Origin of the sequence: Thiospirillum jenense (assembly GCF_014145225.1) — a bacterium.
Classification (GTDB): domain Bacteria; phylum Pseudomonadota; class Gammaproteobacteria; order Chromatiales; family Chromatiaceae; genus Thiospirillum; species Thiospirillum jenense.
The window spans coordinates 24713-30792 of the sequence record NZ_JABVCQ010000034.1; the positions used below are offsets into that span (position 1 = coordinate 24713).

7 protein-coding genes are annotated in these 6080 nt (G+C 45.5%); 5 read left to right on the forward strand and 2 right to left on the reverse strand.

Translation table 11 applies throughout. From position 1 onward, the window contains the following. Positions 1-28: 28 nt before the first annotated feature. Genes HUK38_RS12660 through HUK38_RS12670 form a run of 3 tightly spaced genes read left to right on the forward strand, consistent with a single transcriptional unit; the run spans position 29 to position 3425 of the window. Positions 29-1363, forward strand: a complete 1335-nt coding sequence (locus HUK38_RS12660; RefSeq protein ID WP_182584699.1) for a formylglycine-generating enzyme family protein — start codon at positions 29-31, stop codon at positions 1361-1363. Positions 1364-1420: 57 nt separating this feature from the next. After that, positions 1421-2281 (forward strand): Lcl C-terminal domain-containing protein, encoded by an 861-nt coding sequence (locus tag HUK38_RS12665; RefSeq protein ID WP_182584700.1) that lies wholly within the window; start codon positions 1421-1423, stop codon positions 2279-2281. A gap of 46 nt (positions 2282-2327) precedes the next feature. Continuing rightward, positions 2328-3425, forward strand: coding sequence for an Lcl C-terminal domain-containing protein (locus HUK38_RS12670; protein WP_182584701.1), 1098 nt, complete (start codon positions 2328-2330; stop codon positions 3423-3425). 125 nt (positions 3426-3550) lie between these two features. Here the strand turns inward: HUK38_RS12670 and HUK38_RS12675 are convergent, their stop codons facing one another. Then, positions 3551-3778 carry a TA system antitoxin ParD family protein gene (locus HUK38_RS12675; protein WP_182584702.1) on the reverse strand — a complete coding sequence of 76 codons (228 nt, stop codon included), beginning with the start codon at positions 3776-3778 and terminating at the stop codon, positions 3551-3553. A gap of 86 nt (positions 3779-3864) precedes the next feature. After that, the gene (locus tag HUK38_RS12680) at positions 3865-4119 is read right to left on the reverse strand and encodes a hypothetical protein (protein WP_182584703.1); all 255 of its coding nucleotides are present in this window, start codon (positions 4117-4119) and stop codon (positions 3865-3867) included. A 101-nt stretch (positions 4120-4220) separates the two neighbouring features. On the opposite strand from HUK38_RS12680, the gene HUK38_RS12685 reads away from it, so the two are divergent. After that, positions 4221-5720 carry a dynamin family protein gene (locus HUK38_RS12685; protein WP_182584704.1) on the forward strand — a complete coding sequence of 500 codons (1500 nt, stop codon included), beginning with the start codon at positions 4221-4223 and terminating at the stop codon, positions 5718-5720. A gap of 167 nt (positions 5721-5887) precedes the next feature. Further along, positions 5888-6080: hypothetical protein (locus HUK38_RS12690; RefSeq protein ID WP_238787646.1), on the forward strand; the 193-nt coding region annotated here is incomplete at its 3' end.

Sequence of the window (6080 nt, forward strand, 5' to 3'; positions counted from 1 at the left end):
TGGCATTGAACAGCGCACGGATGAGTATTTGCGGCAATTAGCGCGATTAGCAGCACATGCGGCCAACATTGATAAAAATTATTTGCGCCAATTAACGCAGATGGCAACCAGCGTGGCAAATACGAATAAACAACTCAGTACGCGCCTTGAGCAGATTGAAGCACAACAGCAATTATTTACCGGTCAATTGCAGCAGTTCAATCAAGCAATGACTGAACAACAACGCGATGCTGCGCAGACTGTAGAGACGTTGGCGCAAATGGAACTGTCGCTAAATGAACGACTAGACGATAGTGCGGAACAGTTGAATGCGCAAATTGAACAACAAGAGCAGTTGCTCACTAAGCAATTTGTGAAATATGACGTACAGCTTGCTGAAAATTCACAAACTATTATGGATTTAGTTGTTCAAATCGAAAATTTGAGGCAACAGAGTCAAGCAATAGATAAAGAAGCGGCTACAGAAGATGAAAGCATTACGGAGCGGATTATCAACTCTAACAATATAAGCGAAGAATCTACTGAACAATCTGACGATGATGATACTACTCTTAGAGACATGCACGAACAGCCTATTGCTGTAGTTCAACAATTGCAGCGCAAAACCGCCAAAATGTTGGGATTAGAAGTTGCCTTTTATCATTCGCTCAAAGATGGTAGTCAAGGACCCGAGATGCTCGTAATACCCCCGGGTCGTTTTTTTATGGGTTCAGCTAGAGACATGGAACGCCCACAACATGAAGTCACTATTGCACAACCATTTGCCATTGGGCGCTTTACTGTGACCTTTGCCGAATACACGGTTTTCTGTGAACGCACATGGCGTCGGAAACCTGAAAAATGGAGTTATAGCCAACATCCTATGGTTTATGTCACTTGGGGGGATGCGCAAGCATATTGTGAATGGTTAAGTGAACAAACCGGTTATCGCTATCGCCTGCCAAGTGAAGCTGAATGGGAATACGCTGCTCGTGCAGCTACCAGCACTGACTTTTGGTGGGGTAATGAAATTAATACCAGCCTAGCCAATCACGGTAACGAAAGTTTTTTCGATTTTGTACTTAGCACAAAAATACAGACTGTACCAGTTAAAAGTTTTGCACCTAATCCTTTCGGACTATACCAAGTACACGGCAATGTTTATGAATGGTGTCAAGATTATTGGCATGACAATTATAACGGAGCGCCAGTTGATGGCAGTGCTTGGGAAGGAAATGCTTGGGTATTGAAAAATAAGCGTGTTCAACGCGGTGGATGCTGGGCTTCTCATTCCTCGCGTTGTCGTTCCGCGTCCCGCCATAGTTCTGAGGCTACGAATGTTTCCCAAGCTGGCGGCTTCCGCGTCTGTTGTGATCTTGATTAATGGCTATTTCCATTTTTTGGAAAACGGATTTAAATAATTAATACAATCATTAACACCATGCAGAATAACGACAGCACTCAACCAACAAAAAATCCCGCCATCCCACTTGATGAAGAACTATTGCGATTTTTACTCGAATTCGGCATTGAACAGCGCACCGATGAGTATTTGCGGCAATTAGCGCGACTCGCGGCACACGCGGCCAACATTGATAAAAACTATTTGCGCCAATTAACGCAGGTGGCAACCAGCGTGGCAAATACGAATAAACAACTCAGTACGCGCCTTGAGCAGATTGAAGCGCAACAGCAATTATTTACTGGTCAGTTGCAGCAGTTCAATCAGGCAATGACCGCAGCGATGGATAAACTGGCGCGAATGGAGATGTTGTTGAATGCGCAACAGTTGTTAGATGCGCAAAATGAGAAAATTGACAAGGCGACCACTGAATCTGCGCTTATCAATGGCCGTTATCGGGATTTGGGCGATAGCACGGTGTTAGATGTCAAAACGAATTTGCAATGGATGCGCTGTGCGTTGGGGCAGACATGGGATGGGAAAACATGTGTTGGTGAAGCAACTAAATTTAACTGGAATGATGCAAAAATTGCAGCGCAGGAATGTCGTCATGCGGGTTTTAGTGACTGGCGGTTGCCATCCATTAATGAATTAAAAACCCTAATTTATTGCTCTAGTGGCAAGCCTAAACTATGGAACGATACTGGTTTTCCCTGCCGGGATAGGTATGATAAACCAGTGATTGATTCGGTCGTTTTTCCAATGACGCCCTGTATATGGTTTTTGTCAAATTCTTTCTATAAAGACCGTTTATTGCGTTTGGACTTTAGCGATGGTGAAGCGTATAGCAATCTGCCGACTACCAATAGTCTTGTGCGCCTCGTGCGCAGAGGACAATGATTTTAATTTTTTTGATTGAATAGCAACCATTTAGAAAAATAACACCATGCAGAATAACGACAGCACTCAACCAACAAAAAATCCCGCCATCCCACTTGACGAAGAATTATTGCGATTTTTACTCGAATTCGGCATTGACCAACGCACCGATGAGTATTTGCGGCAATTGGCGCGATTAGCAGGACATGCGGCCAACATTGATAAAAATTATTTGCGCCAATTAACGCAGGTGGCAACCAGCGTGGCAAATACGAATAAACAACTCAGTATGCGCCTTGAGCAGATTGAAGCGCAACAGCAATTATTTACTGGTCAGTTGCAGCAGTTCAATCAGGCAATGACTGAACAACAACGTGATGCTGCGCAGACTATAGAGACATTGGCGCAAATGGAACTGTCGCTAAATGAACGGCTAGACGATAGTGCGGAACAGTTCAATGCGCAAATTGAACAACAGCAACAATTACTTGCTGAACAATTACAACAACACGATCAAACCATGACCGCAGCGATAAATAAACTGGCGCAAATGGAGATGTTGTTGAATGAACGGCTGAATAACAATCCGATTGAAACGCCACGACAACCAACGCTAAAAACTGAAAATCCAAATCAGTCCGTATCTGGTGAAAGTGAACTCATCAATGGCCGTTATCGGGATTTGGGGGATGGCACGGTATTAGATGTTAAAACCAATTTGCAATGGATGCGCTGTGCATTGGGGCAGACTTGGGATGGAAAAACGTGTATCGGAGAAGCAGGAGAATTTGATTGGGATAATGCAAAGATTGCCGCGCAAAAATGCCGCCATGCAGGCTTTAGTGACTGGCGGCTGCCTTCTATTGATGAATTAAAAACGCTTATCTATTGTTCTAGCAGCAAACCCAAGTTGTGGAATGACACTGGCAAACCATGCGAGGATAATTTCAAACAACCCACTATTGATCAGCGGGCATTTCCGAATACACCGAGTTCGTGGTTTTGGTCAGGGTCTCCTAATCCCTACTACTCGAACAGCGCTTGGTATGTGAGCTTTAACTTTGGTTACGACGGTAATGGTCGTTACGACGGCTGCACCTTCTACGTCCGTCTCGTGCGTAGTTGGGTGAATAGTGAGCCATTTGACGATGATATTCCATTTTGATGAAAACGTTTGGCGGCAACAATTAAGATTTGTTGCGGCACTCGACATGACGGGGAAAACGATTAAATGACAACAGTCAACAATGACTGTTTGCGGCGTGTTTAGCGGACTTCTCATATCATCTTTCAATTCCTGAACGCGGCACAATAAGGAATCGCCTCTTCAGTCGCTTCATTCATTGCCATGAGACACTCCGCAATAAATGGCGCAGGCAAATCAGGATTTTCTAATGCCGCTCGCCCAACCCTAGCCCAAAATGCCAATTGCTCTGGCACAGTCCGGTATTCGACTTCAGCCGCAAAACGCGCCGCGTCAACTAAGCTGTCATTAACATAAATAGCAACTGTTTTCATACCCAATACTCCTGCTATGTATTGACAGAATAACCAAGCACTATGATTTTAACATATCAAAAACGGTACACGACAATTAGCAATAATCATAATTTGGCAGACCAATCCAGTTGATTTTTATAATCAATAGAAAGCTGCGGATCAGCTTCAAAACCGCCCACAAAACCAATTGCTATCGCAGCATTCAATGCCGCTTGACCAATTAAAACAGGTGGTGCAGGCGCCTGTTCAGATGTCAACGGCACAATCATCACTTTCACTGCTTGACCAGCCAATTCGGCTAAAGGAAGATGCAGCATACCGTCATCAGTCACTTGAGTGGTCACACACAAACTGTTCATAGGTCATTCCGTAAAAATGTTGAATCCTGTCGAGTGATTATTCTATAGTATTGATTATTGATGAGCAACCACATTGTTTAATTCACCCCAGAGTAGCATCCATGTCATCTCCCACCACCAATACCGCCATTGTTTATCGCACTTTACGCACCTTTTCTAATCACATGCAACGCACCGCCACGCCGCCCGACGGGCTACTCAGTGCGCGAGTCATTGGCGAATTCTCCGCTGGCAAAACGCGCCTATTGCGCGAATTACTCGGCGATGTCATTCCACCGCCATTATTCCCCGTCAGCTCGCTTGAATGCCAAACGCGGCTACCACTCGAAATCACCTTTGCCCCGACGCCCGCATTAACGTTAATTCAACGCGCTAATGATTACGATACCGCCGCGCCAATTAAACTATTAACGCAATTTCCCGTGCGCGAGGAATTAGCCGACTATGACCCGCAACATCATCGCCTGCAATTAACTATTCCCGATCAGCACCTGTTTTTACCCGATGGCGATCATTACGAAGATAACAACGATCCCAAACGTCTATTATTAATTGACATGCCCGGCTGGAATTCGGGTGATGATGCGTTGGCCGACAGCGCCGCAATTGATTTAATGGCGGGCTATCATAATCTCGCGCTGGTGTTTGTCGTGAATGCAAACCGGTTGGATGGCAGCGCGAATAGCGAACGCCTGCGCGAGTTTTTAGACACCTTTAGCACCGCCGATTTTGTCGGCCGTCCAACGTTAATTATCGTCATTACACATTGCCCACGTCCAGATCAAGAACGCTTGAATAATCGCTTGCGTGAACGGGTATTAACGTTATGGCAAAATGAACTCGATCAAGACGCCGCGCAATTAGATTTACAGGTATTACCAGTAGAATTTAGCGAATTAACGCCGGACGAATTAACGCAATTTCGGACGACCTTTTGGGCGCATTTATTAGCACCGCTGGCAAATGACGCAACGCCAATTAATCCTGCCGCGCATCCCTGGTTAGCGCAATTAAACCGCTGGCCATCTGAATGGGATGTGCGCCCGCAACTGATTCAAGCGCAGACGGTATTGACAGCGGCGCGTGAATTACTCACCCACGCCCGTATCAATAACGACTTTTTGCCCGGGATGAATATGCACCGGTTAATTGGATTAGACGCGGTCGCTATTCAAAACAAATTGCGCACTCAATGGTTACGGCAATTGAAATGTCAAACCCAACAGCAATTGACTGACCGTTTAGCGGCATTAACGCTATTGCCAACTGACCATCCATTAACAGCGTGGTGGAATGAATATTGGTATGCCAATGTCGAGCGGGTATTGGCACAAGTGCGCGCATTTTTTCAACAGGCGGATGTCGCATTCCAGCAAGTGCAAACGAATACGCCCGATTTGCACGTCCATTTAGCAAAGCATTTACATGAACCCTATCAAACAGCGTTGCGTTTATTGGATTCAAGTTTCACCGCATTGGTGAATACGGCGCCGGCGCTCGCTGATGAACCGCAATGCAGTCGGGCGACCGCCACGCTTTTAAATTTATCATTATTAGAGGCACGTTATGCTGATTATTATCAACAGGCGCGGGGTGGCTAGTTGCCATTAAAAAAGCGTTTTTATCATCGGTGATGTGTTGATAACTTTTAATCATAGCGCCGCTTCCGATTGCCAGCCCACGATTGAAAATTGCCGGCGCGCTGCAATTAAAGAGCGCGTGATTAGTTGCAGATTTAATCAATACTAATTCCAGCGTGACTCACCCCATGACCCCCGACGAATTCATCATTAAATGGCAGCGCACCACCTTAAAAGAACGCTCGGCAGCGCAAGAACATTTTTGCGATCTGTGTCAATTATTAAATGAATTAACACCGGCTGCGGCTGATCCAACCGGCGCGTTTTATTGTTTTGAACATGGCACGATTAAAACTACCGGCGGTCAAGGCTGGGCGGATA

What these genes read in the sequence shown, in the direction of transcription:
- HUK38_RS12665 (WP_182584700.1), top strand. Translation starts at nt 1,421, where the DNA reads ATGCAGAATAACGACAGCACTCAACCAACAAAAAATCCCGCCATCCCA.
- HUK38_RS12670 (WP_182584701.1), top strand. Translation starts at nt 2,328, where the DNA reads ATGCAGAATAACGACAGCACTCAACCAACAAAAAATCCCGCCATCCCA.
- HUK38_RS12675 (WP_182584702.1), bottom strand. Translation starts at nt 3,778, where the DNA reads ATGAAAACAGTTGCTATTTATGTTAATGACAGCTTAGTTGACGCGGCG.
- HUK38_RS12680 (WP_182584703.1), bottom strand. Translation starts at nt 4,119, where the DNA reads ATGAACAGTTTGTGTGTGACCACTCAAGTGACTGATGACGGTATGCTG.
- HUK38_RS12685 (WP_182584704.1), top strand. Translation starts at nt 4,221, where the DNA reads ATGTCATCTCCCACCACCAATACCGCCATTGTTTATCGCACTTTACGC.